Origin of the sequence: Bacteroides gallinarum DSM 18171 = JCM 13658 (genome assembly GCF_000374365.1) — a bacterium.
Classification (GTDB): domain Bacteria; phylum Bacteroidota; class Bacteroidia; order Bacteroidales; family Bacteroidaceae; genus Bacteroides; species Bacteroides gallinarum.
Genome location: NZ_KB894115.1, coordinates 377,437 through 403,897 on the forward strand (window position 1 = coordinate 377,437; position 26,461 = coordinate 403,897).

The 26,461-nt window shown below is 51.3% G+C and carries 21 protein-coding genes; 11 read left to right on the plus strand and 10 right to left on the minus strand.

The window, feature by feature from the left end; all coding sequences use genetic code 11:
- Positions 1 to 175: 175 nt before the first annotated feature.
- The 3 genes from C233_RS0101895 to C233_RS0101905 are packed head-to-tail and all read left to right on the plus strand — an operon-like array spanning position 176 to position 2,612.
- Positions 176 to 1,216 carry an N-acetylneuraminate synthase family protein gene (locus C233_RS0101895; protein ID WP_018665786.1) on the plus strand — a complete coding sequence of 347 codons (1,041 nt, stop codon included), beginning with the start codon at positions 176 to 178 and terminating at the stop codon, positions 1,214 to 1,216.
- Positions 1,216 to 2,079 (plus strand): glycosyltransferase family protein, encoded by an 864-nt coding sequence (locus C233_RS0101900; protein ID WP_018665787.1) that lies wholly within the window; start codon positions 1,216 to 1,218, stop codon positions 2,077 to 2,079. Before C233_RS0101895 ends, C233_RS0101900 begins: the two co-directional genes overlap by 1 nt.
- Before the next feature lie 35 nt (positions 2,080 to 2,114).
- Positions 2,115 to 2,612 (plus strand): KdsC family phosphatase, encoded by a 498-nt coding sequence (locus tag C233_RS0101905; protein ID WP_025068551.1) that lies wholly within the window; start codon positions 2,115 to 2,117, stop codon positions 2,610 to 2,612.
- A gap of 35 nt (positions 2,613 to 2,647) precedes the next feature.
- Here C233_RS0101905 and C233_RS0101910 read toward each other — a convergent pair whose 3' ends face one another.
- The 3 genes from C233_RS0101910 to metG all read right to left on the minus strand — a co-directional run bounded on the left by C233_RS0101910 (position 2,648) and on the right by metG (position 7,211).
- Positions 2,648 to 3,655, minus strand: a complete 1,008-nt coding sequence (locus tag C233_RS0101910; protein ID WP_018665789.1) for a glycosyltransferase — start codon at positions 3,653 to 3,655, stop codon at positions 2,648 to 2,650.
- Positions 3,645 to 5,096 carry a lipopolysaccharide biosynthesis protein gene (locus C233_RS0101915; protein WP_018665790.1) on the minus strand — a complete coding sequence of 484 codons (1,452 nt, stop codon included), beginning with the start codon at positions 5,094 to 5,096 and terminating at the stop codon, positions 3,645 to 3,647. The genes C233_RS0101910 and C233_RS0101915 overlap by 11 nt, the downstream gene beginning before the upstream one ends.
- 72 nt (positions 5,097 to 5,168) lie before the next feature.
- The gene (metG, locus tag C233_RS0101920) at positions 5,169 to 7,211 is read right to left on the minus strand and encodes a methionine--tRNA ligase (RefSeq protein ID WP_018665791.1); all 2,043 of its coding nucleotides are present in this window, start codon (positions 7,209 to 7,211) and stop codon (positions 5,169 to 5,171) included.
- 347 nt (positions 7,212 to 7,558) lie between these two features.
- Between metG and C233_RS0101925 the strand changes: the two genes are divergently transcribed.
- From C233_RS0101925 to C233_RS0101935, 3 genes are all read left to right on the plus strand, one after another.
- On the plus strand, positions 7,559 to 9,622 hold the full coding sequence (locus C233_RS0101925) for an acetate--CoA ligase family protein (RefSeq protein WP_018665792.1): 2,064 nt from the start codon (positions 7,559 to 7,561) through the stop codon (positions 9,620 to 9,622).
- An 83-nt stretch (positions 9,623 to 9,705) separates the two neighbouring features.
- Positions 9,706 to 10,161, plus strand: a complete 456-nt coding sequence (locus C233_RS0101930) for a radical SAM-associated putative lipoprotein (RefSeq protein WP_025068552.1) — start codon at positions 9,706 to 9,708, stop codon at positions 10,159 to 10,161.
- Positions 10,162 to 10,168: 7 nt separating this feature from the next.
- On the plus strand, positions 10,169 to 11,239 hold the full coding sequence (locus C233_RS0101935; RefSeq protein ID WP_018665794.1) for a TIGR04133 family radical SAM/SPASM protein: 1,071 nt from the start codon (positions 10,169 to 10,171) through the stop codon (positions 11,237 to 11,239).
- A 43-nt stretch (positions 11,240 to 11,282) separates the two neighbouring features.
- On the opposite strand, the gene C233_RS0101940 is transcribed toward C233_RS0101935, so the two are convergent.
- The 4 genes from C233_RS0101940 to xerD form a co-directional block, all read right to left on the minus strand.
- Positions 11,283 to 12,821: a YifB family Mg chelatase-like AAA ATPase gene (locus C233_RS0101940; protein ID WP_018665795.1), complete on the minus strand. Its 1,539-nt coding sequence runs from the start codon at positions 12,819 to 12,821 to the stop codon at positions 11,283 to 11,285.
- A gap of 47 nt (positions 12,822 to 12,868) precedes the next feature.
- Positions 12,869 to 13,909: a TlpA disulfide reductase family protein gene (locus C233_RS0101945; protein ID WP_018665796.1), complete on the minus strand. Its 1,041-nt coding sequence runs from the start codon at positions 13,907 to 13,909 to the stop codon at positions 12,869 to 12,871.
- Between the two features lie 114 nt (positions 13,910 to 14,023).
- A complete protein-coding gene (locus C233_RS0101955; RefSeq protein ID WP_025068553.1) occupies positions 14,024 to 15,715 on the minus strand; it encodes a tetratricopeptide repeat protein in 1,692 nt (563 codons plus the stop codon).
- 135 nt (positions 15,716 to 15,850) lie between these two features.
- On the minus strand, positions 15,851 to 16,801 hold the full coding sequence (gene xerD / locus C233_RS0101960; RefSeq protein WP_018665799.1) for a site-specific tyrosine recombinase XerD: 951 nt from the start codon (positions 16,799 to 16,801) through the stop codon (positions 15,851 to 15,853).
- A gap of 66 nt (positions 16,802 to 16,867) precedes the next feature.
- Here xerD and aroQ point away from each other — a divergent pair, with 66 nt between their 5' ends.
- The 3 genes from aroQ (at position 16,868) to C233_RS0101975 (ending at position 19,576) form a co-directional block, all read left to right on the plus strand.
- On the plus strand, positions 16,868 to 17,287 hold the full coding sequence (aroQ, locus tag C233_RS0101965; protein ID WP_018665800.1) for a type II 3-dehydroquinate dehydratase: 420 nt from the start codon (positions 16,868 to 16,870) through the stop codon (positions 17,285 to 17,287).
- Between the two features lie 123 nt (positions 17,288 to 17,410).
- Positions 17,411 to 18,868, plus strand: coding sequence for a pyruvate kinase (gene pyk, locus C233_RS0101970; RefSeq protein ID WP_018665801.1), 1,458 nt, complete (start codon positions 17,411 to 17,413; stop codon positions 18,866 to 18,868).
- 75 nt (positions 18,869 to 18,943) lie between these two features.
- Positions 18,944 to 19,576, plus strand: a complete 633-nt coding sequence (locus tag C233_RS0101975) for an O-methyltransferase (RefSeq protein WP_018665802.1) — start codon at positions 18,944 to 18,946, stop codon at positions 19,574 to 19,576.
- A gap of 83 nt (positions 19,577 to 19,659) precedes the next feature.
- Here C233_RS0101975 and C233_RS0101980 read toward each other — a convergent pair whose 3' ends face one another.
- The 3 genes from C233_RS0101980 to C233_RS0101990 all read right to left on the minus strand — a co-directional run bounded on the left by C233_RS0101980 (position 19,660) and on the right by C233_RS0101990 (position 24,550).
- Positions 19,660 to 20,892 (minus strand): FtsX-like permease family protein, encoded by a 1,233-nt coding sequence (locus tag C233_RS0101980; RefSeq protein WP_018665803.1) that lies wholly within the window; start codon positions 20,890 to 20,892, stop codon positions 19,660 to 19,662.
- A 237-nt stretch (positions 20,893 to 21,129) separates the two neighbouring features.
- Complete coding sequence (gene rbfA / locus C233_RS0101985) at positions 21,130 to 21,462, minus strand: 30S ribosome-binding factor RbfA (protein WP_018665804.1); 333 nt, start codon at positions 21,460 to 21,462, stop codon at positions 21,130 to 21,132.
- Positions 21,463 to 22,039: 577 nt separating this feature from the next.
- Positions 22,040 to 24,550: a glycosyltransferase family protein gene (locus tag C233_RS0101990; protein ID WP_018665805.1), complete on the minus strand. Its 2,511-nt coding sequence runs from the start codon at positions 24,548 to 24,550 to the stop codon at positions 22,040 to 22,042.
- Positions 24,551 to 24,838: 288 nt separating this feature from the next.
- Here C233_RS0101990 and C233_RS0101995 point away from each other — a divergent pair, with 288 nt between their 5' ends.
- Both C233_RS0101995 and C233_RS0102000 read left to right on the plus strand, forming a co-directional pair.
- A complete protein-coding gene (locus tag C233_RS0101995) occupies positions 24,839 to 25,543 on the plus strand; it encodes a 5'-methylthioadenosine/adenosylhomocysteine nucleosidase (protein WP_018665806.1) in 705 nt (234 codons plus the stop codon).
- A gap of 23 nt (positions 25,544 to 25,566) precedes the next feature.
- Positions 25,567 to 26,055 carry an S-ribosylhomocysteine lyase gene (locus C233_RS0102000; RefSeq protein ID WP_018665807.1) on the plus strand — a complete coding sequence of 163 codons (489 nt, stop codon included), beginning with the start codon at positions 25,567 to 25,569 and terminating at the stop codon, positions 26,053 to 26,055.
- Positions 26,056 to 26,461 lie beyond the last annotated feature (406 nt).

The window sequence follows — 26,461 nt, forward strand, 5'->3', positions numbered from 1 at the left end:
TTATCGGAAAGGTATCGGGCAGGAAGATAAAAAAAGATTACAGCGTTAAGAGGGGCTATTCAGCCGTATACTGAATGCCATTCACTCCCATGCTGATTGTAATTCCCCTCTACAGCATGTTGTAGCAAGGATATTGGCAGGTTTGAAGAAAGTAAATAAAAATAACAGTTACTGAATGAAGAGTACATACATTATCGGAGAAATCGGGCAGAACCATAACGGCTCCGTCGATATAGCCAAGCTGATTGTCGATTTGGTGTCGCGCCCCGTACGCGAGGAGGTCTTTAACCTGGAGCTCCGTCCTATGGATGCAGTGAAGATGACCAAGCGGGATTTGAATGAAGAACTGACCGATTCGCAGATGAACCGTCCGTACGACTCTCCCCACTCCTTCGGCCGCACCTACGGCGAACACCGCGCTTACCTGGAGCTGACGGACGAGGAACATTTCGAAGTTTACAAGCACGCCAAGTCATTAGGCATGGATTTTGTGGAAACCCTGTGCTCGAAGGGTTGCATGTCTTTGCTAAAGCTCTTTACGCCCGACCGCCTGAAGGTGGCCAGCCGCGACCTTACCAACCTGCCGCTGCTGGAAGTCATGGCAGAAACCAGGATACCCATTATCCTGTCCACCGGCATGGCAGGCAAGAAAGAGCTGGATGATGCATTGGAGGTTATCACCCGCTATCACAACGACATATCCATACTGCATTGCGTATCGCAGTATCCCACCCAGCCCGACAACTTGAACCTGAAAACGATAACTTACCTGAAACAGCATTACGGGCAATACAGCATCGGCTTCTCCGACCACACTATCGGCATTGCCGCTCCGGTGGTCGCTGTGGGCATGGGGGCGGAGATTATAGAGAAACATGTTACTATCGACCGCCGTATGAAGGGCACAGACCAGCAAGGCTCTTTGGGGCCGGACGGCGTGAACCGCATGATTCGCGACATCCGCATCGCCGAGCATTGGCTGGGGCGGGAAGAGCTGTATATCGACCCTGCCGTCTCTGCCGCTAAAGTGAAGTTGGAGCGTTCCATTGCAACGAACAAGGTGCTGCACCCCGGAGATGTCGTTACGGAGGAGGATATTCATCTGCTTAGCCCGGGCGACGGCTTCAAGTGGGCGGAACGCGGCGAGGTGATAGGCCGCCGGGTACGGAAGGAGATACCCCGCAACGAGATTATTTACCCTTCACTGATTGAGTAATGAGGCTGCTTGCTGTTGTCGTTCTCTACTATCCCGGCAAGGATTTGGCGGGGAATATCGAGAGTTATCTGCCGGAGACAGATAAGTTGTTGCTGTGGGACAATACGCCCGGAGGCGGGCGGGAGCGGTTGCCTTTATCGGGCGTAAGCCACCCGGAGCGCCTGGAGTACAGGGGATGCGGGCGGAATACGGGTATCGGCGCCGCCCTGAACGATGCCGTGGCTTATGCCCGCGAGCATGGATATACGCATCTGCTGACATTAGACCAGGACAGCTATTTCCTGAAGGGCGACTTCCGGCGTTACCTGGCTGCCATTCGGGATTACGGAGAGGACAGGCAGGTTATTTTCTCCGTGAATTATTTTATAAAGTCCTGGCAGGCGCCTCTTTATCCCGTTGCCGATACGGTGGACGAGGTATCTTCCGCCATGACATCGGGCACTGTTTACCCGGTGGGGCTGTTCGGGGAGTTGGGCGGTTTCATGGAGGAGCTGTTCGTATGGGGTATCGATTGCGAATATTGCTGGCGTGCGGCGCGGAGGGGGGTGGCTACCGTTTGTTTCAAGGATATTCTGTTGCAGCACGATTTGGGGTATCAGAGGCGGAAGCACCGTCTGCTGGGTAAGGAGGTTTTTCCCAATGAGTATCCTCCGGCGCGTACCTATTATAATGTGCGGAACGGTATGGTGCTTCATAAGCTCTATCCCGAATGCCTGAACCTGAAAGCCCACCTGCGTTACCACTTGTACAAGCGGATTGTTTTCGTGCTTTTGTACGAAAAGCAGAAGGTTGCCAAATGGCAGGCGCTTTGGGACGGTTATCGCGACGGAAAGCGCGGCAGGTTGGGCGAGCGCGGGCGATAGATATTTTCTGTTTCTTAATTTAAAAAAGAATAAGTATGTTACCTAAATTAGTGATTACCGATATCGATGGTGTATGGACTGACGGCGGGATGTATTATACTACCGAGGGGGATGTGATGAAACGTTTCTCCGTAAAAGACGGCTGGGGGGTGATTTTCCTGCGTGAGCTGGGTATTCCCGTAGCCATTATGACCGGGGAGAATACGGAGATTGTCCGGAAGCGTGCCGATAAGCTGAAAATCAGGTATTGCTACCTGGGAGTGGGGGATAAGGTGGCGCAGGCGCAGGAGCTTTGCCGCGAGCTGGGTATCTCGCTGGGCGAGGCGGCTTTTATCGGCGACGACTTGAACGACTTGCCGCTGCTGCGCTTGGTAGGGTACAGCGCTTCTCCCGCCAATACGCCCGAGTACATAAAGCGCGAGGTGGGGTATGTTACGACCGCACACGGCGGTTACGGGGCTTTCCGCGAGTTTGTGGAGAAGTTGCTGGCGGATAACGGGATGCTACAGCCGGTTATAGAGCGTTTCTTATAGGCAGGGCGGGTGCGTGATGCCGCCCTGTGCCGTTTTCAACTGTCGATACGGGGGAGGGGGATGTACCGCGAAACGGTTTCCCTGCCCCATGTCAGTATTTTCCTGATTTGTATTTTTATCATTTCCCCGATTGGCGGCGGGGGTGGTGTTGCCTGCTGTTTCACGTCGTCCGGTGTCCATTGCGGCTGGTATTTCAGCAGGCGCCTTTCCGTTTCTTCCGCTTGTCCCGTCTGTCCGGAGGCGTTGTAGTAACGGATTAAATTCAGGCATATATCGGTGTACGTCTGCCGGAGCCCGTCGTACACGTCCGTGCGCTTGTCTTTGAAGTAGTCCATAAGCAGTTCCCTTACAACGAGCGAGATATTGTACTTTTTATCCATGCCGGCTTTGCTCCAGATTGCATTGCTGTGCTGCCGGTATACCGCCATGGGGCGTTTCATGTAGTATATCTTTCCATATTGCGCGTTGAGCAGGTGGATAGCGTAGTCGTAGGTGCTGACGCGGGCGAACCATTCGGGCAGTGTGCCGAATAGCCCCCGGCGGAACAGGGCGGATACGTTGGATATGTAGTTGCTGCGGGCAAGGTCTGATATGTCAGTTATGGTTTTCTGACCGCCGTTGCTGAGGCTTTTCGTTCCTTTGCCTTCGTAGTAGTTGATTACCCTGTGGAAGCAGGTGGAGTAGTCGGGATGACTGTCCAGGAAGTCTGCCTGGAGTTGGAGTTTGTACTTGTCCGTCCAGTAGTCGTCTCCTTCGCAAATGGCGATGTATGTTCCCCGGCAGCGGGCATAGGTCTGGATGAAATTCTGCTGGAGTCCTAAGTTCTCTTTCCGGTTGAGGAGGACGATTTGCTGCGGGTATTTCTTTTGCCAGGCTTCGCATAGTTTGCCGGTGCGGTCGCTGCTGGCGTCGTTCCCTATGACCAGTTCGAAAGGAAAGTCGGTTTCCTGCAACATGACGCTGCGGATTGCCTCGTCGATATAGCGCTCCTGGTTGTAGGTGAGCATTAGGACGCTGACCTTGATATGCGTATCATTCTCCATGTTCTTTTTTCTTTCGTATGAGTTTTATGGACTCTTTCAGTATCCTGGAACCGGTGATATAGGCGGTTCCGAGGTAGATGCCCATGCCGGCAAGGGTTTGCACGACGAGCAGCATGAAGTTGTTTTCTATCCAGCCGCCTACGGGCAAGATTAGCAAAGTCATCAGTATGCTTAAGCCTGCGTAGGGAAGCACGTCGGTAAACTGCATGAAAAAGCGGTAGCCCGTATAGTGTGCGGTGTATAGCATGTTGATGATATAAATCAGCAGGCGGGTGGCTACCAGCCCCGCTACCATAGTCAGTACGTCTTCCCGGTAGGTCAGCAGGACAACGGCGGCTGTGAGGACGATTTTGTAATATTCCATTTTCAGGATGCCGTCCGAGCGTCCGCTTACTTTGATGAAGTTATTGTTGACGGCTGTCAGTATGGTGAAGCTCCCGCCGATGCATAGCAACTGGAAGAAGGGAATGGAAGGCCACCATTCCTCTTTCAGCAGCAGTTGGATGATAGGACGTGCCGTAACGGCCAGGCCTGCCATGACGGGCAAGGTGATGAATGCCGTGAAGCGTATCGTTTTGCGGTAGGCTCTTATCAGTCTTTCACGCTCGTCTTGTATGGTGCTGAATATAGGGAATGTGGCGTTTTGTATGCTTCCGTACAGCAGGCTCACTCCCATGTCGCACATTTTATTGCCTTGTGTATAGTAGCCCAGTTGTTTTTGCGGGAACAGTTTTCCGATGATTACCGAGTAGATATTCAGGAAACAAGTGTTGATGAGGCTTGCCACCAATAGGCTCGATGCAAAGCCGAACAATGACCGTATAAGGGCGGGGCGGAATACCGGTTGCGGACGCCAGCTTTCCCTGCTCCACAGCAGCAGGGCGCGTACGCCGGCCAGTATTACCGGCTGGAATGCCAGCGTCCATACGCCGCAGCCCGCCACTGCCATGAGTAGCGAGGCGATTCCCGAAAAGAGCATGGAGAGCAGGTTTATCCGTGTGAGTTGCCTGAAACGGACTTGCTTGTTCAGCAGGGTGGTTTGTATTATCGTCAACGAGTTAACGGGAAGTGCCAGGAATATGATTGCGGATAGCTCTACCAGCCGGGGTTGGTTGAAGAAGCGGGCGATTAGCGGAGAGCATCCGAGCAGTGTCCCGTAAAGTAATATGCTCATGCCCAGGTTGAACCAGAATACGGAGCTGAATTCTTCTTCCGTAGTCTCTTTTTTCTGTATCAGGGCGGCGCTGAACCCGCTGTCCAGCACGATATTGGCAACCGCGCTGAAAATAGCGAGCATCCCTACCAGTGCGTAGTCCTCTACGGAGAGGATGTTGGCTACGAGGATGCCGACTATAAACAACAGAACTTGCTGGCCCATACGGTCCAGCAAGTTCCAGAGCAATGCTCCTATTGTTTTCTGTTTCAGTGACGGTTCATTCATGACGTTCGTATTTTCCCGCTTTCCCGCAAGGGAGGTCCCAGCGGTACTTCACCGCTTGTTTTGCTTCGCCGTTTATTTTACTTCACTGCCCGGCTTTACTTCGCGCAGCAGGGAGGTTACAGCCAGTGCGCCGTCGTAGTTCTCGGCAGAGAGTATCATGCCTTCGCTCACCAGCCCGTTCTTGAACTGGCGCGGAGCCAGGTTGGCTATGAACAGCACTTGCTTGCCTACCAGCTCTTCCGGCCGGTAATGCTGGGCGATGCCGCTGACAATAGTGCGGTTTTCCAGTCCGTCGGCTATCTTGAATTTCAGCAGTTTCTTCATCTTGGGCACGGCTTCGCACTCCAATACGGTTCCTACGCGGATGTCCAGCTTCTCGAACTCTTCGAAGGAGATGACGGGCTTTATGGGGTTGGCCTTGTAGCTGGCTGCTTCGTTGGCTTTCTTGGTGGCAAGCAGCTTGTCTACCTGTGCCTGGATAACATCGTCCTCAATTTTCTCGAACAGCAGTTCGGGAGTTGCCAGCCGGTGTCCGGCGGGCAGCAGGTCGGTATGTCCGAGTTCCGCCCAGTCGAAGCTTTCCATGTTCAGCATCTTGCGGAGCTTCTCGCTGCTGAACGGCAGGAACGGTTCGAAGGCTATGGCGAGGTTGGCAACCAGTTGCAGGGAGATGTTCAGGATAGTGGCTACACGCGGCATGTCTGTCTTGGCGAGTTTCCACGGTTCGGTGTCTGCCAGGTATTTGTTGCCGATGCGTGCCAGGTTCATGGCTTCTTTCTGTGCATCGCGGAATTTGAATACGTCGAGCAGTTTCTCTACTTCTTCTTTGACGTCGGCAAACTCTTTCAGCGTTTCGCGGTCGTAGTCGTTCAGCTCGCCTGCGGCGGGCACTACGCTGTCGAAGTATTTCTTGGTGAGTTGCAGGGCGCGGTTTACGAAGTTGCCGTATACGGCTACCAGTTCGTTGTTGTTGCGCGCCTGAAAGTCTTTCCAGGTGAAGTCGTTGTCTTTCGTCTCCGGGGCATTGGCGGTGAGTACATAACGCAGTACGTCCTGCTTGCCGGGAAAGTCTTGCAGGTATTCGTGCAACCATACTGCCCAGTTGCGGGAAGTGGAAATCTTGTCGCCTTCCAGATTCAGGAACTCGTTGCCGGGTACGTTGTCCGGCAGGATATAGCTGCCTTCGGCTTTCAGCATGGCGGGGAATACGATGCAGTGGAATACGATGTTGTCTTTTCCGATGAAGTGTACCAGGCGTGTTTCGGGGTCTTTCCACCATTTCTCCCAGGAGTCGGGCAGCAGCTCTTTGGTATTGCTGATGTAGCCGATAGGTGCATCGAACCATACGTAGAGCACTTTGCCTTCGGCGCCTTCTACGGGGACGGGGATACCCCAGTCCAGGTCGCGGCTCACGGCACGCGGCTGCAACCCCATGTCGAGCCAGCTTTTGCATTGGCCGTATACGTTGGGACGCCATTCTTTATGGTCTTCCAGTATCCACTGGCGCAGCCATGCCTCGTGCTTGTCGAGCGGCAGATACCAGTGTTTTGTCTCGCGCATTACGGGCTGGCTGCCGCTGATAGCGCTTTTGGGGTTAATCAGGTCGGTAGGGCTGAGGCTCGTGCCGCATTTTTCGCATTGGTCGCCGTAGGCGCCTTCCGCATGGCAGTGGGGGCATTCGCCGGTGATGTAGCGGTCGGCAAGGAATGTCTTGGCTTCCTCGTCGTAGTACTGCATGCTGGTCTTTTCGACGAATTCGCCTTTGTCGTACAGCTTGCGGAAGAATTCGGAGGCTGTGTCGTGGTGTGTCTTCGAGGTCGTGCGGCTGTATATGTCGAACGAGATGCCGAATTCTTCGAAGGATTGTTTGATAAGTGTATGGTAGCGGTCTACCACATCCTGCGGCGTAACGCCTTCTTTCTTGGCGCGGATAGTGATAGGTACTCCGTGCTCGTCGGAGCCGCCGATAAATACTACCTCTTCCTTTTTCAGTCTCAGGTAGCGCACGTAGATGTCGGCAGGCACATAAACCCCTGCCAGGTGTCCGATATGAACAGGGCCGTTGGCATAGGGCAGCGCCGATGTCACGGTGGTACGTTTGAATTTCTTTTCCATTGTGTATATGTATCTCTTTTGTTATGAACGCTTTTAGGATGTGCAAAGATAACGTAAAATGAGTGTAATACAAAATCAACTTTACTGGAATTTTTGTATTGCCGGGGTATGGTCTGCCTGCCGGAATGCCGGGACAGTTGTTTTTTCGGATATCTGTGCGTAAGGGTTCTTCGAAAAACGGCCGCAGTAGCCGTTGCCGATTGCTGTTTCGCGGCTTTTGGTGGAAGTGCCGTTGAAACCGGTGTCGTGGTTTCTTTGCCTTGTGCCGTATAAAAAGCCGATAAATCTTGGTTTATCGTATATAAAACGTATATTTGTACATTATATGAATCTAATATGAACAGCCTATGATAACAAGTCAATTGCTGCATCCTGCCAGTATCGTAGTGGTGGGAGCTTCCAGTAATGTACATAAACCGGGCGGGGCTATCCTGAAAAATCTGATTAACGGTGGTTATGCCGGGGAGTTGCGTGCGGTGAATCCTAAGGAAACCGAGGTGCAGGGTGTACAGGCTTATGCCGATGTGAAGGATATTCCCGATACAGACCTTGCCGTCCTTGCCATTCCTGCCGCTCTTTGTCCCGATACGGTGGAGTTGCTTGCCTCTGAGAAGCAGGTGCGCGCGTTCATCATCCTGTCCGCCGGTTTTGGCGAGGAGACGTACGAGGGTGCGCTGTTGGAAGACCGTATCCTGGAAACGGTGAACAGGTACGGCGCTTCGTTGATAGGTCCCAACTGTATCGGGCTGATGAATACGTGGCATCATAGTGTATTCAGCCAGCCTATTCCCAATCTGCATCCGCAGGGGGTCGACCTGATATCCAGCTCCGGGGCGACTGCGGTGTTTATTCTGGAGAGTGCGGTTACCAAAGGGTTGCAGTTCAACTCTGTATGGTCTGTGGGCAATGCCAAGCAGATAGGGGTGGAGGATGTGCTGCAATATATGGACGAGCGTTTTGACCCTGAGAAGGATTCCAGGATAAAGCTGCTTTATATAGAGAGTATCGGCGACCCCGACAGGCTGTTGTTCCATGCTTCTTCGCTGATAAAGAAGGGGTGTAAGATTGCGGCTATCAAGTCTGGCAGCAGCGAGAGCGGCAGCCGCGCCGCTTCCTCGCATACGGGGGCTATTGCCAGCTCCGATTCGGCGGTGGAGGCTTTATTCCGTAAGGCGGGTATCGTACGCTGCCATTCGCGGGAGGAGTTGACTACGGTGGGGTGTATCTTTACCTTGCCCGAGCTGAGGGGGAAGAATTTCGCCATTATTACCCATGCGGGAGGGCCGGGGGTGATGCTGACCGATGCCTTGAGCAAGGGCGGGCTGAATGTGCCGAAGCTGGAAGGGGCGCTTGCCGAGGAACTGAAAAGCCAGCTTTATCCGGGGGCTGCCGTGGGAAATCCGATAGATATCCTGGCTACGGGTACGCCCGGACATCTGCGCCTTTGCCTGGAATATTGCGAGGAGAAGTTCGATAATGTGGATGCGGTAATGGCTATTTTCGGTACGCCGGGACTGGTTACGATGTTCGAGATGTACGATGTGCTGCATGAGAAGATGCAGACTTGCAAGAAACCGATTTTTCCGATTCTTCCTTCTATAAATACTGCGGGAGCCGAAGTTGCCGCTTTTCTTGCCAAAGGGCATGTGAACTTTGCCGATGAGGTGACGTTGGGTACGGCTCTTTCGCGTATTATGAATGCGTCGAAACCTGCCAATAATGAGATAGAGCTTTTCGGGGTGGATGTACCGCGTATCCGCCGCATCATCGATTCCATTCCGGAGGACGGGTATATAGAACCACATTATGTACAGGCTTTGCTTCATTCTGCGGGTATCCCGGTGGTGGAGGAATTCGTGTCCGCCAATAAGGAGGAGGTGCTTGCTTTTGCCCGCCGCGCCGGTTTCCCGGTAGTGGCGAAGGTGGTGGGGCCTGTGCATAAGTCCGATGTGGGCGGTGTGGTATTGAATATAAAGGGTGAACAGCATCTTGCCCTGGAGTTCGAACGTATGATGCAGATTCCGGAGGTTACGGGTATCATGGTACAGCCTATGTTGAAGGGGACGGAATTGTTCGTAGGTGCGAAGTACGAGGAGAAGTTCGGGCATGTAGTGCTTTGCGGCTTGGGCGGTATCTTCGTGGAGGTGCTGAAGGATGTGTCCTCCGGCTTGGCTCCTTTGTCTTACGAGGAGGCTTACTCCATGATTCATTCGCTGCGTGCTTATAAGATTATAAAGGGTACGCGCGGGCAGAAGGGGGTGAATGAGGATAAGTTTGCCGAAATCATCGTCCGCTTGTCTACCTTATTACGTTTTGCTACGGAGATTAAGGAGATGGATATCAATCCGTTGCTGGCAACCGAGAAGTATGTGATAGCGGTGGATGCCCGCATCAGAATAGAAAAGAAATAACTTTTTGTTAAAAGTAGGGGCTTTTGTGCAGTATTTTGTTCTGGCCGGCGTTTATAGGGATGTAACTTAGACTGTAACGCGCTATGAAGAAAGGGAAAAAACAATGGCTCCGTGTTTGTAATGGAATGATGTCCGGTGCATTGGTTCTATTGGGTTTTACATCATGTGACGAGAATGGTACGGGAACGGGGAGGTGCGAGTACGGCACTCCTTACGCCAAATACGAAATCAAGGGGAAGGTGACGGGCGAGTACGGGCAAACGGTATCCGATGCCAGGATTCTTGTGAAGAATATGGCTCCTGGCGATTCGCACGCCCGTGCCATTTCGTCCGATACGGTCTATACGAAGGAGAACGGTGAGTATCTTTATCAGAACACCATAACCGGATATCAGGACTTCCGTGTTATTTGCGAAGACCTTACCGGAACATACAAGGCCGATTCCATGAATGTAAAGATGAATCCGACAGGTGGAAGCGGTTGGTATGAAGGCAAGGATAATAAAGAGGTAAATTTTGAATTGAAAAAGAAAGAATAATAGACCGGTGGGAATCCTTTCTGTTCGTAAACGTCTGGCATTGGAGATTGCGCGTAAAATGCGCAATAACCTGAAGGAACTGCATCCGTTGAGGCAGCTCTTTTGGGAGTGTACCCTGCGTTGCAACTTGCATTGCAGGCATTGCGGTAGCGACTGCAAGCGGATGCCGGATACCGAGGATATGCCGGCTGCCGATTTCTTACGGGTCATCGACTCCATTACTCCGCATGTAAATCCGAATGAGGTGAGCGTTATCATGACCGGGGGAGAACCATTGATGAGGGAGGATTTGGAAGAAGTGGGGCTGGAATTCTACAAACGCGGTTATCCCTGGGGTCTTGTTTCCAATGGTCTTTATCTCACTGCTAAACGGCTGGAACGGCTAATGGCTGCGGGCTTGCATTCCGTTACCGTCAGCCTGGACGGTTTCGAGCAGGAGCATAACTGGTTGCGCGGTCATCCGGAGAGTTACGAAAAGGCTATGGGAGCGATAAAGATGCTGGTGCATGAGCCCGAATTGGTATGGGATGTAGTGACTTGTGTCAACCGCCGCAACTATCCGTACCTGGACGAGTTGAAAACTTCGCTTTATCATATCGGCGTCCGGCGGTGGCGCTTGTTCACTATCTTTCCAATGGGGCGTGCCGCATTACATCCGGAGCTTCAGTTGGGTAACGAGGAATTTGCAGGTGTAATGGAATACATCAAGCGTACCCGCAAAGAGGGCAAGATACATGTGGACTACGGTTGTGAGGGCTTTCTGGGCGGTTATGAGGGCGAGGTGCGCGACGGCTTTTTTGCTTGTAATGCCGGAATCAGCGTCGGCTCTGTCTTGGCGGACGGCTCCATATCTGCTTGCCCCAGTATCCGTAGCGGCTTTCATCAGGGAAATATTTATTGCGATGATTTTATGGATGTATGGGAAAACCGTTTCCAGCCTTTCCGTAACCGGGAGTGGATGAGGAAGGGCATGTGCGCCGATTGCAGCTTTTTCCGTTATTGCGAGGGTAACGGCATCCATTTGCGCGATGATAAGGGAGAGTTGCTTTTCTGTCATTTGGACAGGCTTCATCCTTGACTTTGATATTTCTGTTTATTGTTCCCGGTTGTTTCTACGGTCTTTATCCTGCCCAATCCTCCCTATCCAGATTTCTGTACCCGATTGCCTCTGCCAAGTGTGAAGGCTGTATAGATTCACAACCTTCGAGGTCGGCGATAGTGCGCGAAACCTTTAGAATACGGTCATAGGCGCGTGCCGAAAGGTTGAAGCGGTTCATGGCAGTCTTTAACAGGGTAAGCCCCCGGTCGTCGGGGCGGGCGTAGCGGGCGAGTAATTTGCTATTCATCTGTGCATTGCAATATATGCCGGGAATTTCGGCATATCTCTCGGATTGAACCTGACGGGCACGTACGACGCGTTCGCGGATATCGGCGCTCGATTCACCGGGACGGGCATCCGACATCTTCTCGAAAGGGACGGGGATAACTTCGATTTGCAGGTCGATGCGGTCGAGTAAAGGTCCTGAAATGCGGTTAAGATACTTCTGTACCTGTCCGGGGCTGCATACGCAAGCTTTGGTGGGGTGGTTGTAGTACCCGCAGGGACAGGGATTCATGGATGCTGCGAGTGTGAAGCTGGCAGGATATTCCACATTGCATTTTACACGGGAAATCGTAATTTTCCGGTCTTCCAGGGGTTGCCGTAATACTTCGAGCACATTCCGGTTGAATTCCGGCAGTTCGTCGAGAAATAAAACACCGTTATGCGCCAGGCTGATTTCTCCCGGTTGCGGAAAGCTACCGCCGCCAGTCATGGCAGTTGTAGAGATTGTGTGGTGGGGAGCACGGAATGGACGCCGGGAGATAAGACCGCCTTCCTGCCCCAACTTTCCTGCAATGGAATGTATTTTAGTCGTTTCGAGGCTTTCGCCTAATGACAATGGCGGGAGGATAGAAGGGAGGCGTTTGGCAAGCATGGACTTCCCGCTGCCTGGAGCACCTACTAAAAGGATATTGTGTCCGCCTGCGGCGGCTACTTCCAATGCGCGTTTCACGTTCTCCTGGCCTTTTACATCGGAGAAGTCCTGGTCGAAACTGCTCTGCCGGATATAAAACTCTTTACGGGTATCGACCTGTATCTGCTCTAATTCCAGTTTGCCGTTGAAGAATTCGATGACCTCCTTCAGGTTTTCCGCTCCATAAACCTGTAAACTATTTACTACGGCGGCTTCCCGTGTATTCTGTTTGGGGAGGATGAGCCCCTCGAAACCGAGTTCCCTGGCTTTTATAGCAATGGGCAGTGCGCCTTTAATGGGTTGCAGGGTTCCGTCCAGGCTGAGTTCTCCCATTAGCAGGTAACGGTGTAATTTGTCCGGGCGGATAACTTCGCTGGCTCCCAACATGCCGATAGCTAATGGCAAATCGTAGGCGGAACCTTCTTTACGGATATCCGCCGGGGCCATATTGATAACGATATTGCTGGTCGGCATCCGGTAGCCGTTTACTTGCAGTGCGGAGATGATACGCTGGTGGCTTTCCTTGACGGCGGAGTCCGGTAGGCCTACAAGATAGAACATACAGCCTCTGGAGCTGTTAACTTCGATAGTGATGAGGGTTGCATCAATACCTTGAACAGCCGCTCCAAAAACTTTGATGAGCACGTTAATTTATAGTTGGTTAAATGATTCGGGGGATACGACCGGTATTCCTACCGTTTTCGCTTTTCTTTTTCCTCTATCTCTTTCAGCTTCTTGCCGATAGCTTCTTCACTCATATTCTTGCCTTCTATTCTTCCGGAAGGGGTGAGCAGCACATTGGCCGGTAAACTCTTTATAGCAAGCTGTTTTACGATTTCTGTATTCCAGCCGGAGAGGTCGCATGCCTGTTTCCATTTCAGGGTATCCGCCTCTATCGCTTTTAGCCAGTTCTCCTTATTTATATCTAAGGAAATTCCCAAAAGGGCAAACTTCTTGTTTTTCCGACCTTTCTTATAGATTCTGCGGTACACGGCATTGCTGTCCCGGCTTACCGTATCCCACGAAGCCCAAAAATGTACCAGCAAATATTGGTCTTTGAAGTCCGAGCGGCTTATCTGCTTCCCCGTGCTATCGGGCAGGCGGAAGTAGGTGGCGGTTTTCCCGACAGCGGTTTTCTCCTCTTCCTGGATACGGTCGAGCAGTTCATCGATGTAGGGGCGGTCTTTCAGCTCTCCCGTCATATGTTCGGTCAGTTTTCCGATTTGGGTATAGTCCGGCTTTTCTTTCTGTACGAAGTATTTGTCCAGCAAATAGATGCTGGCTAAGGAGGAGTGATGCGTATTGATGAATTTACCGGCTTTCTCCTCTAACACCTTTTCGGAGGGTATTCCCAATCCTTTCAGTTCTTTCTGGAAAGCACTTAACTCCTCATTGGGAGTATTCCCCGTTATTTCCAGGCTGTTGAGCTCGGCGGCAGAACCTTTTATCTGTATCTTATTCCCCTTATCCATAAAGATAGGATACCGGATGCCGTCGCTGAACAGCAGCCAGGCGGCTACCAAAGTATCCGGAGAGAGGGTTGCCGAGAACTTACCGTCTTTAACGGGCAGAGTATCCATGCGGTCGTACATCGCGTCTGCGCCATAAATATAAATGGTGTCATTTCCCAATCCCTTGATTTCTCCGTCCAGGCTGACTGTATCGGATTTCGTGTCGCCGCAGGCAGACAGTATGATGATAAGCAGGAAATATACAAGATAAATATTCTTCATACGGATTCTTCTTCTGATACATTGTTGCTGCGAAAGTAGTTCTTTTTGCCGTGAATAAAAAAAAATGCCCGACATATTTCTATATCGGGCATCTCTTTCATCTTATAACCTTTATTATTTGATGATATTCATAAAGTCTGCATTCGTGAAGTATTTGGAGAATTCCAGGTCGGAAGCAGCTTTCTTAGCTAATGAAGAATCTTTGGCAACAGCTTTCTTAAGGTTCTCAGTTACCATAGAAGTGTTGTTGGTTCTTGCACCTACGACAGCCATCAGGTAGTCGGTGTAAGCGTCCGGTTTAGCGATGCTTGACAGTGTGCTCTTAGCCTTGTTGTAATCCTTAGCCAGGATTTGTGCCAGGGCTGCGCTGTTAGTCTTGGTATCGCCGAATGCGTTAACCGCTTTGTCGTACTGACCTTGAGAGATGTACAGGTTACCCAGAGCCTCGTTCAGTTCCTTCGTACCGGAAGCTTTGCCCAGGTAAGATTCGGCAGCAGCCTTGTCACCCTTGCTCAAAGCGATAAGACCCATGTTCATGTTGGCCTCGGCAGAATCCTTGATAGAGAGGGACTTCTTGAGATAACCTTCGGCTTTGTCGAGGTTACCTGCTTGGTAAGCCAGCTTACCAAGGTTGTTGTATGCACGGTAATCGTTCGGATAGAGCTGGGTAGCTTTGGTGAAGATAGCTTCCTGCTTGGCAGGGTCGTTGGTCAGGGTAGCTGCATACAGCAGTTCTTCAACGTTCAGTTGCTTGGCATCGCTGTCGGCCAAGGATGCGATTTCTTCGTCGGACTTACCGATTACGTCGTAGTTCAATGTCAGACGTGAACGGCGCAGTTGCGGAAGGATTTCGTCAGCCAGCGTCTTGTATACGGAAGAGATGTTCTTGATTTCCTGTTCTCTTTGTTCGGGGTCGGAGTACATCGACAATACGCGGAGAATCAATTCTTTGTCCTGGATATTGGATTTGCTTACCAGTTCCTGGAAACCTTCCCAGTCCTGTGCAGTATATTTAGTATCTACGGCAGCTTCGATTTTACCCTTCTTCAAGTCTCTGTTGATAATCTTGGCAGTGTTGTCCTGACGGTTTTCAGCCAGACCGGTGTTCAACTTAACGCCACCGTCCGGAGAAGCATATGCGGAAATCTCGATGTTGCTGATTTTCTTGTTGGCTGCCTCGTTTACATTCTTAACTTCCTCGTTGAATGCCTTGGCAGTTTTCAATTCGCTTGCGCGAACGTTAGCCTGCTGAATCAGGAACATGATGTTGGCATCATATTTTTCTTTGATTACGCGTTGGAAAGCATCGTTGCCGTTAGCAAGATTGGCGCTGCCCAAAGTCTGGCCTACCAGTTCGGAAGTAGAGATAACACCGTCGGCTACTTTTACGGCAGGGATAGTAACTTCTTTCTTTCCGACCTTGGCTTTGAATTCCAGGTAGAGTTCGGATTTTGCCATTTCGGGAACATAGTCGAAAGATGTTTTCATCGTGTAGCTACCGCCAGTCTTGTAAGAGATAGTCTGGTCGTTGCCTTCGACTTTTTCGCCTTGGAATACGGCCGGCTGACCTTTAGCTTCGCCACCTTCCCATTTCAAAACCGGAGTAACCTCTACTACAGCATTTTTCTTGAAATACTTTTCAGGGAATTTACCGTTAATCGTAGCAGGTACCTTGCCACCCACGGCTTCCAATACTTGCGGAGTCACTGTGAAATAGTCAGAAGACAGTTCACCCATTTTGCTGCTGCATGATGTCAAAACAGCAACAAGTGCCACTAACAAAGGCAGATACAATTTTTTAGTCATTTTAGATATAAATTAATTGTTTGTAATTGAAATTTGTCTATTCGCAATCGGTTGCTATACTCCTATATATATAGCTTTGCAAAGATATTAATTCTCTTGGCAATTTGTTAATAATACTATCACATTTATTATAATTTAATAAACTCCGTGCTCTTTCCGATACTTGATATTACGCGGATGATGCTCGATAATTTCGCTTCGCAACACATTCCGGTCTATGTGCGTATAAATTTCCGTAGTGGCAATCGATTCGTGCCCCAGCATACATTGAATGGCGCGCAAATTGGCACCCCCTTCCAGCAAATGGGTGGCGAAGGAGTGGCGGAACGTGTGCGGGCTGATGTTCTTGGTTATGCCGGCTTTCTGTGCCAGCTCTTTAATCATGTGGAACACCATAATGCGGGAAATCCTGTTCCCCCAGCGTGCCAGGAATACATAGTCCTCGTGCCCCTTCTTTATCTTGCCCAGGTTGCGGTCTGTAAACCAGTACTTTATTTCCTTGATTGCGCGGGGTGAAATAGGAACCAGGCGTTGCTTGCTGCCTTTGCCCTCCACCTTGATAAACCCTTCGTCGAAATAGAGGTCGGACAGTTTCAGGCTGCATAACTCGGACACACGCAGCCCGCAACTGTACAAGGTTTCCAGGATAGCCCGGTTGCGCTGTCCCTCTTTCTTGTCCATGTCTACGGCAGAGATAATCCTGTCGATTTCTTCTACGGTAAGAACCTCCGGAATCTTGAACCCTATCTTGGGGCCTTCCAGTAGCTCGCTCGGGTCGGCCTCCAGGTAGTCGGCGACAACGAGGAAATGAAAAAACGACTTTATGCCGGAAAGTATGCGTGCCTGCGAACGCGGGTGGATACCGATGTCGTGGAGCCCTGCGGCAAAGTGCTCCAAATCCTCCAGCGTAGTGTCCAGCATCATCTTGTCCTCTCCTTTCAGGAAGTGCAGAAGCTTCTGTAAGTCTGTCATATAGGCGTCGAACGTGTTGGGCGAAAGCGACTTTTCCAACTTGAGATATTGCTGATACTTTCTGATTATCAACGCTTCTTTTTCCTTATTCGTTGAATTTCCTTCTACTTTCATTACTTTTTCGTATCTTTGCACCTTGAAAGAATGTTCTCTGTGGACAAAGGTATAAAAAATTGTGTTATGAGGATACAAATTATTAACGGTCCCAATATAAATCTGTTGGGAAAGCGCGAACCTTCCATTTACGGCAGTGTTACTTTTGAAGATTACCTTGCCGGGCTGCGTGAAAGGTATGCGGATGTGCAGATAGAATATTTCCAGTCCAATATCGAGGGAGAGTTGATAGACAAGATACAACAGGCAGGTTTCGAGGTAGACGGCATCATCCTGAATGCGGGTGCTTACACCCATACGTCCATTGCCCTGCAGGACGCAATCCGGTCGGTCACCGCTCCGGTAATCGAGGTGCATATCTCCAATGTGCATTCCCGCGAGGCGTTCCGCCATATATCAATGATAGCCTGTGCCTGCCGGGGCGTAATCTGCGGCTTTGGGCTGGACTCTTACCGCCTGGCGCTGGAAGCGTTGAAAGAATCATGACTGGAAGCATTGAGAGAATTATGAATTGTAAATTATGAGTTATGAATGCCAGGCCGGAAACCTGCCCGCAGGCAAGTGTACGGTTCTTCGTTCTTGGCTCACCATTAAATAAGGTATAAGATTATGCTATTGAAACAGACAAAAATCGTTGCAACGATTTCCGACCAACGTTGCGATGTCGATTTTATAAAACAATTGTTCGACGCAGGTCTGAACGTAGTACGTATGAATACTGCCCATGCAGGCCGCGAAGGGTTCGAGAAACTGATAGCCAATGTGCGTACGGTGTCCAACCGCATCGCTATCCTTATGGATACCAAAGGCCCCGAGGTGCGTACCACCGTGCTTGCCGAGCCTATTCCCTTTAAAGTGGGCGACCGGGTAAAAGTAGTGGGCGACCCCGACCGGCAGACTACCCGCGAATGCATCTCCGTTTCCTACCCCAGCTTTGTGCACGACCTGAATGTAGGCGGCCACATCCTTATCGACGACGGCGATTTGGAACTGGTGGTGGTAGAAAAGAACGCCGACCATTTGCTTTGCGAAGTACAGAACGAAGCCACCCTGGGCAACCGCAAGAGCGTCAACGTGCCGGGAGTACGCATCAACCTGCCCTCGCTGACAGAGAAAGACCGCAACAACATCCTTTACGCTATCGAGAAAGACATCGACTTCATAGCACACTCTTTCGTGCGCAACAGGCAAGATGTGCTCGATATAAAAGCAATCCTCGATGCCCACAACAGCGACATCCGGATTATCGCCAAGATAGAGAACCAGGAAGGCGTGGACAACATCGACGAAATTCTCGAAGTAGCCGACGGCGTCATGATAGCCCGCGGCGACCTGGGCATCGAAGTACCGCAGGAACGAATCCCGGGTATCCAGCGCCTGCTTATCCGCAAGTGCATCCTTGCCAAGAAGCCGGTGATTGTTGCCACGCAGATGCTCCATACCATGATTTCCAACCCGCGTCCTACCCGTGCGGAAGTCACGGACATCGCCAACGCAATCTATTACCGTACGGACGCCCTGATGCTGAGTGGCGAAACAGCTTACGGCAAATACCCCGTAGAAGCCGTCAAGACTATGACGAAAGTGGCTGCCCAGGCAGAAAAAGACAAGCTGGCAGACAACGACATCCGCATTCCCCTGGACGAGAACAGCAACGACGTAACAGCATTCCTCGCCAAGCAGGCGGTAAAGGCCACTACGAAACTGAAAATCCGCGCTATCATTACCGACAGTTATAGCGGACGCACGGCACGCAACCTCGCCGCTTTCCGCGGCAAATACCCGGTACTCGCTATTTGCTATAAGGAAAAGACGATGCGCCACCTGGCTCTGTCCTACGGCGTGGAAGCTATCTATATGCCGGAGCTTGCCAACGGGCAGGAATATTACTTTGCCGCTCTCCGCCGCCTGCTCCATGAAGGCCGCTTGCAACCTACCGACATGGTGGGCTACCTGAGCAGCGGTAAAGCCGGTACGCAAACCTCCTTCCTCGAAATCAACGTAGTGGAAGACGCCTTGAAGCATGCCCAGGATAGCGTGCTGCCTAACAGCAACAGATACCTGTAAAATTATAAATTGGGAATTAAAAGATAACAGCCTGCCAACAGGCATCTGCCTTTTAATTCCCGATTCCCGGTTTATATGACATTGGACGAGTACATCCTGCAACACATCGACGACGAGGGCGACTACCTGAAAGCGCTCTACCGCGATACGCACCTCAAGCTGCTCTATCCCCGCATGGCTTCGGGGCATTTGCAGGGGCGTATGCTCAAAATGTTTGTCAGGATGATACGTCCCCGCCAGGTATTGGAAATAGGTACATACAGCGGATATTCCGCCCTTTGCATGGCAGAAGGGCTGCCGGAAGACGGAATGCTGCATACCTTTGAAATCAATGACGAGCAGGAGGACTTTACCCGTCCGTGGCTGGAGAACTCGCCCTATGCGGATAAGATAAAATTCTATATAGGCAATGCGCTGGAGCTCGTACCGCAGTTGGGCATAACCTTCGACCTCGCTTTCATCGACGGTGACAAGCGCCGTTACATCGATTATTATGAAATGGTGTTGGCACGCCTCTCGGAAGGCGGCTATATCATAGCCGACAACACTTTGTGGGACGGGCACGTGCTCGAAGAACATCCGCACCGCACGGATTTGCAGACAATCGGGATAAAAGCCTTCAACGACCGGGTAGCTGCGGACAACCGCGTGGAGAAAGTGATACTCCCGTTGCGGGACGGGCTGACGATTATCCGTAAGAAACAATAAACCGGCATCTCCCCCTTTCCTTTCATAAGCCCCCGGCATCGTCCTATCCATAGGAACCTGCGTGTGAGGGGAGGCGGAAAAGCCTATTTCTTAAGCAGCCGCTTGCTCAGATACCTCACCGGATACCATACGGAAAGAAAGCCTACGGCGATAACCGTTACGAATACCACGATAATGTCCGTTGCATGCACGCTCACCGGATAAGCATCCACAACGAAACTCCCGTTGCCTCCTCCCAGCGATATCAGCCCGAAACGCTGCTGCAAGAAACACAGCAACAATCCCAGGACAATCCCGACAGTCGCTCCGGATACCGAAATCATCCTCCCCTCGAAAAGGAAGATGCGGGCAATCAGCCGGTCGTCGGCACCCAGGTTGCGCAGCGTCTCCGTATCCTCGCGCTTATCCAGTATCAGCATGGACAGCGAGCCGATAACATTGAAGCAGGCAACCGTAAGGATAAAGGTAAGGAACAGGTAAGAGATGAGCTTCTCGATTTCCATGATACGGAACACGTCCGCCTGCTGCTCATAACGGTTTTGCACCGCAAAGCCGTCGCCCAGGATGCGTTCCATTTTCTTTTGTATGGCATCGGTGTTGCTACCCGGTTTCAGTTTCAGCTCGATAGCCGACACTTCCGTATCGTAATCGAACAACCGCCGCGCAAAGCTCAGCGGGGCAAGGATATAACGTGCGTCGTACTTCTGCTGGTTGACAACGAACACCGCACCCGGCGAGAACAGATAATCCTGATTGAAGGCTGCCGACGGATTGGCTACGTTGACACGCACATTCCTCTTGGGCGCATACACCCGCAGCGGGTCAACGAACTGGATGCCCGTGCCGAGCTCGGATACCAGCTCCACACCCATGAAGCCATAATCCACCACAGAGTCGTTCAGTACGAATTCACCCGCACCGTACAGCAGGCTGTCTATGGACGTCAGTTGCCCGAAGTTGTTCTCTACCCCTTTGATAACCGCCATTGCCTGGCGGTCTTTGTACTGCACCATTGCATTCTCTTCCAGCGTCTCTGTCCATACATCTATCTCGGGCAGGGCACGTACCTGCTGTATGCGCGGGTCGAGCGGGTCGAAAACCTTTCCTTCGCGGACGGTAATTTTCAGCTCCGGGTCGAAAGCCGTAAAGAACCCCGCCACCATATCCTGGAAGCCGTTGAATACGGACAGGGTACACACCAACGCCAATGTAGCCAGCGCCACCCCGCATACCGAGATGCCGGAAATGATGTTGATAGCATTGTGCTTTTTCTTGGAGAAGAGGTAGCGGCGGGCTATGAAGAAGGGAAGGCTCATGTTTAGCGGTTAGTGTTTAGTGATTAGTGATTAGTGTTTAGCGGTTAGTGCTTAGTATTTAGTATTTAGCATTTAGTATTTAGCATATTTAGTATTTATAGTATATTTAGTATTTAGTGCTTAGTGTTTAGTGTTTAGTGATAAAGCCACTCATTTGCCATTAATCACTAATCACTAAATACTAATTACTAATCATTAATCACTAAATACTAATCACCAACCGTTAATCGCTAAACATTATTTCAACAATTCGTCTATTCTTTCCAGGTAGTCCAGCGAGTCGTCCACAAAGAATTTCAGTTCGGGAATGATGCGCAACTGGTGGCGTACGCGGGTTCCCAGCTCAAAGCGGATAGACTTCATGTTGGCATTGACGTTCTTGATGATTTCCTCGCTCTTGTCCGAAGGAAAAACGCTGAGGTAGGCGCGTGCCACACTCATATCGGGACTGATACGTACGGCGCTTACCGAAATCAGTATGCCGGGCATCGATTTGGTCTGCAACAGGAAGATGTCGCTCAGTTCCTTTTGGAGCAGGCGGGCTATTTTGTTTTGTCTGGTAGTTTCCATACTATATCGTTTTTTTGATTTGAAAAGCAAAGTTACTGAAATATATCGTTCTGCCGGTTATTTATACCTTTTTTTTCATTCTTTTCCTTATGGTAGAACTTGGCAGGTAACGTTGTGCGGCGGTATTTTACCCTGTGCTTCACCGCCCTCGGGCGTGAGAAAACCGGATGTTGACAGTTGTCAACAGACCGGTTGGCAATAGTCGTTTGATTGAGTGACAGCAGTCAACAGCCCTGTCGACAGCAGTCGACATCCTGTTTATACCGTAGGAAAAAATAATTCTCCCTACGGTGAAACCGGTTTTTCTCCGTTGCTTATGAAGAAGATACACGGGGAAGAATGCGGTTTTGCCATAGGGAGAATTAAGCATATCGCCCTGTTTTGTCGGCGAGATTGGTTATTTCGTAGATTTTATTTGCCGTTGTTATCGCTATACCCTACCTTTGTTGTGAACTCTAAAATGTAGAGACTCTCTCTAAATAGCGTTTTTTCATGTATTATTGACTTTAGACCGCCTTTACCTGCGAGGGCAGAGGCGGTTTTTGTATCCACTCGTTTATCCCCGGTTCCGTATCCGCTATGCGACTTTTTTCCGGGCTATCAGTACGATAACCGCCACTCCGATAACCAGCAGCGCCAGTGCTCCGTAGGCGATGCCTTCCGTAACATGCAGGCTTGTAGGGTCGAAGCGCATTTCGATAGTGTGCTTGCCGGCAGGGACGTACATGGTGCGCAGTATGTAATCCGCGCGTCCCAGTTCGGCGGGTTGCCCGTCGATAGTTACCTGCCAGCCGTCCGGATAATAAATCTCGGAGAATACGGCGATGCCGTCTCCTGCATTTTCCGTTTCGTAAACCAGCCGGTTAGGTTCGTAACTCGTCAGGCGGATACTGGAAAGGCTGTCCTTGTATGCCTCGGCGGTTCCTTTCAGCACCTCCTTGAAGCGGGCATCGACCACGGCGGTTTCGGTGGGAAGAATGGTTTTGAGTGCGTCGATTTCCTGGTTGGCATTGTCTACGTACTGCACGTTCTTCACGAACCAGGCGTTGCCGTTGGCGTAAGGGTTGAGCACGGGTACGGTCTGTCCCTGCTGTCCGGCGGGGAAGATGAAGTACTTGGTGTTCAGCATGTTCAGTACACGGAACTTGGAGGCGTCCACACTGTCCATTTCTCCGCCTGCGGCGGCTATTGCCTGGTAGGCGGCCTGCATTTCGGGAGAGATATGGCGTTCTATCATCTCCTGGTAGCGGCGCAGCTTGGCGGCGTGGTATCCGCCTACGTTCTTATGCCAGTAAGAAGTGTTGTTCTCATTGAAGGCATCGGTTGCAAAGTTCAGTACGCGGTAGTCCGGGCTCTTGTCTTGCAAAATCTGTTCGTCGGTTTGCGTTTTGCTGAACGTTTCCGTTTGAATGGAGCGGGGAACGAACTGCCCGTCGTTGAGGTAGCGTTTGTTCACTGTCCACATATCGGCGAGGCAGAGCACTGCAATGCCGGCAACGGTCAACGATTGGCGCAACTTGCCCGTTGCGTGCAGCCAGAGCAGCACGCAGCCGATACCTATGATGATGAAGCTCCGCAATGCGTCGGCACTGACGAGCGCTCCCCGCATTTCTGCGAGGTTGGCAAGGATGCCTGCCAGTTCATTGGCAGGTATCATCTGCCGGTCTACGGCGTTTTGCAGCATCTGTGCCTCTTGTGCAGGTACGAAGCCCGAACCGAGGCTACCCGGCACTATGGCGAGCAGCAGGGCTACGCCGGCGGTCAGCGCAAGGCTGATGCCGCATGCTTTCTTGTTCTTTTTCCATATCCCGGGTTCTTCCAATACGCGTTTCAGGGCGAAGATAGCCAGCAGGGGAATGGTGAACTCCGCTATGACGAGAATGGACGATACTGCGCGGAACTTGTTGTACATCGGAATGTAGTCGATAAAGAAGTCCGTGAGCGGCATGAAGTTCTTGCCCCATGCCAGGACGATAGAGAAAAAGGTCGCTCCCAGCAGCGCCCATTTTAGGGGACCTTTTACGATGAAGCAGCCCAGGACGAAAAGGAACAGCACGAATGCGCCTACATAGACGGGGCCGGCTGTCCAGGGCTGGTTGCCGAAGTACTGCGGGAACGAGTTGTATAGGCTGCTGTACATCGGGTTAGCCTTTGCCATAGCGGTTTCGCTCTGGCTGAGGGGGGCGGAGGAGGAGCCGCCTTTGAAGTTGGGGACGAGCAGCGTCCACGTCTCACCGATGCCGTAGCTCCAGTTGGTGATGTAGTCGCGGTCTAATCCGCTGCTGGTTTGCTTGGCGGCATCGCCGGTTTGTACCAGTTCGCTCTTGCCGCGCATGGTTTCCTTGCTGTACGTATAGGTGTGGTAGAGGTTGGAGAGGTTGGCAGCTACGCCTATAAGGGCTGCTACGAGCAGTACGGCGCTTGCCTTGAAGAACTTGGGCAGTGTCTTGTTGCGCCACGCATCCTCAAAGTAAGCTCCTACGATGAACAGGATGACGAACAGGAAATAGTAGGACATCTGTACGTGGTTCGACATGATTTGCAGGGCAGCGAAGAGTGCCGTCAGGATACCGCCTGCCAGTAATCTGCCCCGGTAGGCGAGGACAATGCCCGCTATCGTGGGGGGGATGTAGGCAAGGGTGATGAATTTCCAGATGTGTCCTGCGGATATCAGGATAAAGAAGTAGGACGAGAAAGCCCATACGATGCCGCCCAACCCCGCCAGCCACACCGGTATGCCGAATACCCGCAGCAGGATGTAGAAACCCAGCATCAGGATGAACGTCAGGTTGACGTATGTGGGCAGGAAGAGCTGATATACTTTCTGTGTCCATTGCAGAGGCACGGTGGAGTCGTAGGACGGCGCTATCTGGTAGGTCGGCATGCCGCCGAAGAGGGAATTGGTCCAGCGGGTGCGCTCGCCTGTCTGTTCGTAGTACTCTTTGGCCTCTTGTCCGGCTCCGGCTCCGGCGGCGGTGTCGTGCTGGAACAGGATGCGTCCTTCTATGTCCGCCGGGAAAAAGTAGGCGAAGGAAATCAATGCGAATGCCAGGACGGCAATCAGGTCGGGGAGAATTTTCTTTATCATCTTGCAGGGTTATGGTTTATGTGGGGGAGTCCGGAGGAGGTAGGAGGCTAAGGGAGTTGAACCGACAGTATTTGCTCCGCTATCTTTTTTGTGAGATAATCGAGTAGAAGTGCCGGTTTAACTTCCTTAACTCCTTAACTTCCTTAACTCCTAATCCGAATTTCTGCGGCAAACTTATACATAAATATTGATTTATGCACCAGTTGGATAGAGAAATCTGCTGAAATATCGTACCTTTGCCTTACTGAAAATCATAATTTATAAATCTGGAATAGTAAATCGGCAAGCATGACGATAGGTGTTATCAGCGCAATGGATAGCGAACACCGCCAGTTGGTGGAGCGTTTGCAGGAGAAGAAGGTGTCGGGCGAGGGGTGTTTCCGCTATGTGGAGGGCGTGCTCGGCGGTAACCGTGTGGTACTTACGCAGTGCGGTATCGGCAAGGTGAGTGCGGCAGTGGGTGCCACGGAGCTGATACGCCGTTTTGCTCCGGATTGTGTGGTCAGTACCGGTGTGGCGGGCGGCATTGACGCCTGCCTTAAGGTGACGGATGTGGTGGTGAGCGAATGCCTGGTGTACCATGATGTATGGTGCGGCGAGGGCAACGAGTACGGCCAGGTGCAGGGATTTCCCGCTGTGTACGAGGGTTGCGCTTCTCTGCTGGAACATGCCTTGTCGCTGAATAGTGCCGGGTTGGAAAGCTGTGTTCACAGCGGGTTGCTCTGTACCGGCGACCGGTTCATTACCGACCGTACCGAACTGGACGCTATCAAACGCCGTTTTCCCGCCGGGCTTGCAGTCGATATGGAGTCCGCAGCTATTGCACAGGTCTGTTACTTGTACGGTACTCCTTTCCTCAGCTTCCGTATCATCAGCGATACGCCGGGCGTGGAAGACCATGCTTCGCAATATGCCGATTTCTGGGGGACAATGGCGGAGCGCTCGTTCCTTACTACGTGGGCTTTTCTTTCTACCTTGCCGGAGAGTTTGTAAATCATAAATAACATATCATAATCATGAAGAAGATTCCCAGCTTTACTATCGACCACATCCGCTTGCTGCGCGGTATTTATGTATCACGCAAGGATGAAGTGAACGGAGAGGTTATCACGACTTTCGATATCCGTATGAAGGAGCCTAACCGCGAGCCGGCCTTGGGACAGGGCGCCCTGCATACTATCGAGCACCTGGCTGCTACTTATCTGCGCAATGAACCGCAATGGCAGGACAAGATTATTTATTGGGGGCCTATGGGTTGCCTCACCGGTAATTATCTGCTGATGAAGGGCGACTTGCAGCCGCAGGACATCGTGCCGCTGATGCAGGATACTTTCCGCTTTGTTGCCGGATATGAGGGCGAAGTGCCCGGTGCTGCTCCGCAGGATTGCGGTAATTATCTGCTGCACGACTTGCCTATGGCGAAGTGGGAGGCTGCCAAGTATCTGCATGAAGTGCTGGAACAGATGACGGAAGGCAATATGAACTACCCCGAGAAAGCGGAGTGAGTGATTAGTTGAATAAATGTTGAAATAAGTGTTGGAATAAGTGTTGGAGTAAATGTTGGAATTTAGTTTATATCAGTAACGATGACATAGAGTAGCCTAAGGCTGAAAGCCTTTTTATCTTATAGCCCGGGGTAGCACCCCGGGAATACGAATATGAATAACATTGCGCCCTGTAAGGGCAAAACATTTACAGATTCATCTTTTGCCCTTTCAGGGCGCAGAATTCCGGGAACATTTATTCCCGGGGTGTTACCCCGGGCTATAAGATAAAAAGGCTTTCAGCCTTAGGCTACTCTATGTCATCGTTACTGAGGGACATTCAGTAAATAATATAAAATCAGCCAACTAATTCATACACAAAATATTGCGAATTAGCTGGCTTTTTTGTATCTTTAGGTATTCCCCC

What these genes read in the sequence shown, in the direction of transcription:
- xerD (WP_018665799.1), bottom strand. Translation starts at nt 16,801, where the DNA reads ATGAAAGTAGAAGGAAATTCAACGAATAAGGAAAAAGAAGCGTTGATA.
- C233_RS0101905 (WP_025068551.1), top strand. Translation starts at nt 2,115, where the DNA reads ATGTTACCTAAATTAGTGATTACCGATATCGATGGTGTATGGACTGAC.
- C233_RS0101990 (WP_018665805.1), bottom strand. Translation starts at nt 24,550, where the DNA reads ATGATAAAGAAAATTCTCCCCGACCTGATTGCCGTCCTGGCATTCGCA.
- rbfA (WP_018665804.1), bottom strand. Translation starts at nt 21,462, where the DNA reads ATGGAAACTACCAGACAAAACAAAATAGCCCGCCTGCTCCAAAAGGAA.
- C233_RS0101895 (WP_018665786.1), top strand. Translation starts at nt 176, where the DNA reads ATGAAGAGTACATACATTATCGGAGAAATCGGGCAGAACCATAACGGC.
- C233_RS0101915 (WP_018665790.1), bottom strand. Translation starts at nt 5,096, where the DNA reads ATGAATGAACCGTCACTGAAACAGAAAACAATAGGAGCATTGCTCTGG.
- C233_RS0102000 (WP_018665807.1), top strand. Translation starts at nt 25,567, where the DNA reads ATGAAGAAGATTCCCAGCTTTACTATCGACCACATCCGCTTGCTGCGC.
- C233_RS0101980 (WP_018665803.1), bottom strand. Translation starts at nt 20,892, where the DNA reads ATGAGCCTTCCCTTCTTCATAGCCCGCCGCTACCTCTTCTCCAAGAAA.
- C233_RS0101995 (WP_018665806.1), top strand. Translation starts at nt 24,839, where the DNA reads ATGACGATAGGTGTTATCAGCGCAATGGATAGCGAACACCGCCAGTTG.
- C233_RS0101930 (WP_025068552.1), top strand. Translation starts at nt 9,706, where the DNA reads ATGAAGAAAGGGAAAAAACAATGGCTCCGTGTTTGTAATGGAATGATG.
- C233_RS0101925 (WP_018665792.1), top strand. Translation starts at nt 7,559, where the DNA reads ATGATAACAAGTCAATTGCTGCATCCTGCCAGTATCGTAGTGGTGGGA.
- C233_RS0101945 (WP_018665796.1), bottom strand. Translation starts at nt 13,909, where the DNA reads ATGAAGAATATTTATCTTGTATATTTCCTGCTTATCATCATACTGTCT.
- aroQ (WP_018665800.1), top strand. Translation starts at nt 16,868, where the DNA reads ATGAGGATACAAATTATTAACGGTCCCAATATAAATCTGTTGGGAAAG.
- metG (WP_018665791.1), bottom strand. Translation starts at nt 7,211, where the DNA reads ATGGAAAAGAAATTCAAACGTACCACCGTGACATCGGCGCTGCCCTAT.
- C233_RS0101975 (WP_018665802.1), top strand. Translation starts at nt 18,944, where the DNA reads ATGACATTGGACGAGTACATCCTGCAACACATCGACGACGAGGGCGAC.
- C233_RS0101955 (WP_025068553.1), bottom strand. Translation starts at nt 15,715, where the DNA reads ATGACTAAAAAATTGTATCTGCCTTTGTTAGTGGCACTTGTTGCTGTT.
- C233_RS0101910 (WP_018665789.1), bottom strand. Translation starts at nt 3,655, where the DNA reads ATGGAGAATGATACGCATATCAAGGTCAGCGTCCTAATGCTCACCTAC.
- C233_RS0101900 (WP_018665787.1), top strand. Translation starts at nt 1,216, where the DNA reads ATGAGGCTGCTTGCTGTTGTCGTTCTCTACTATCCCGGCAAGGATTTG.
- pyk (WP_018665801.1), top strand. Translation starts at nt 17,411, where the DNA reads ATGCTATTGAAACAGACAAAAATCGTTGCAACGATTTCCGACCAACGT.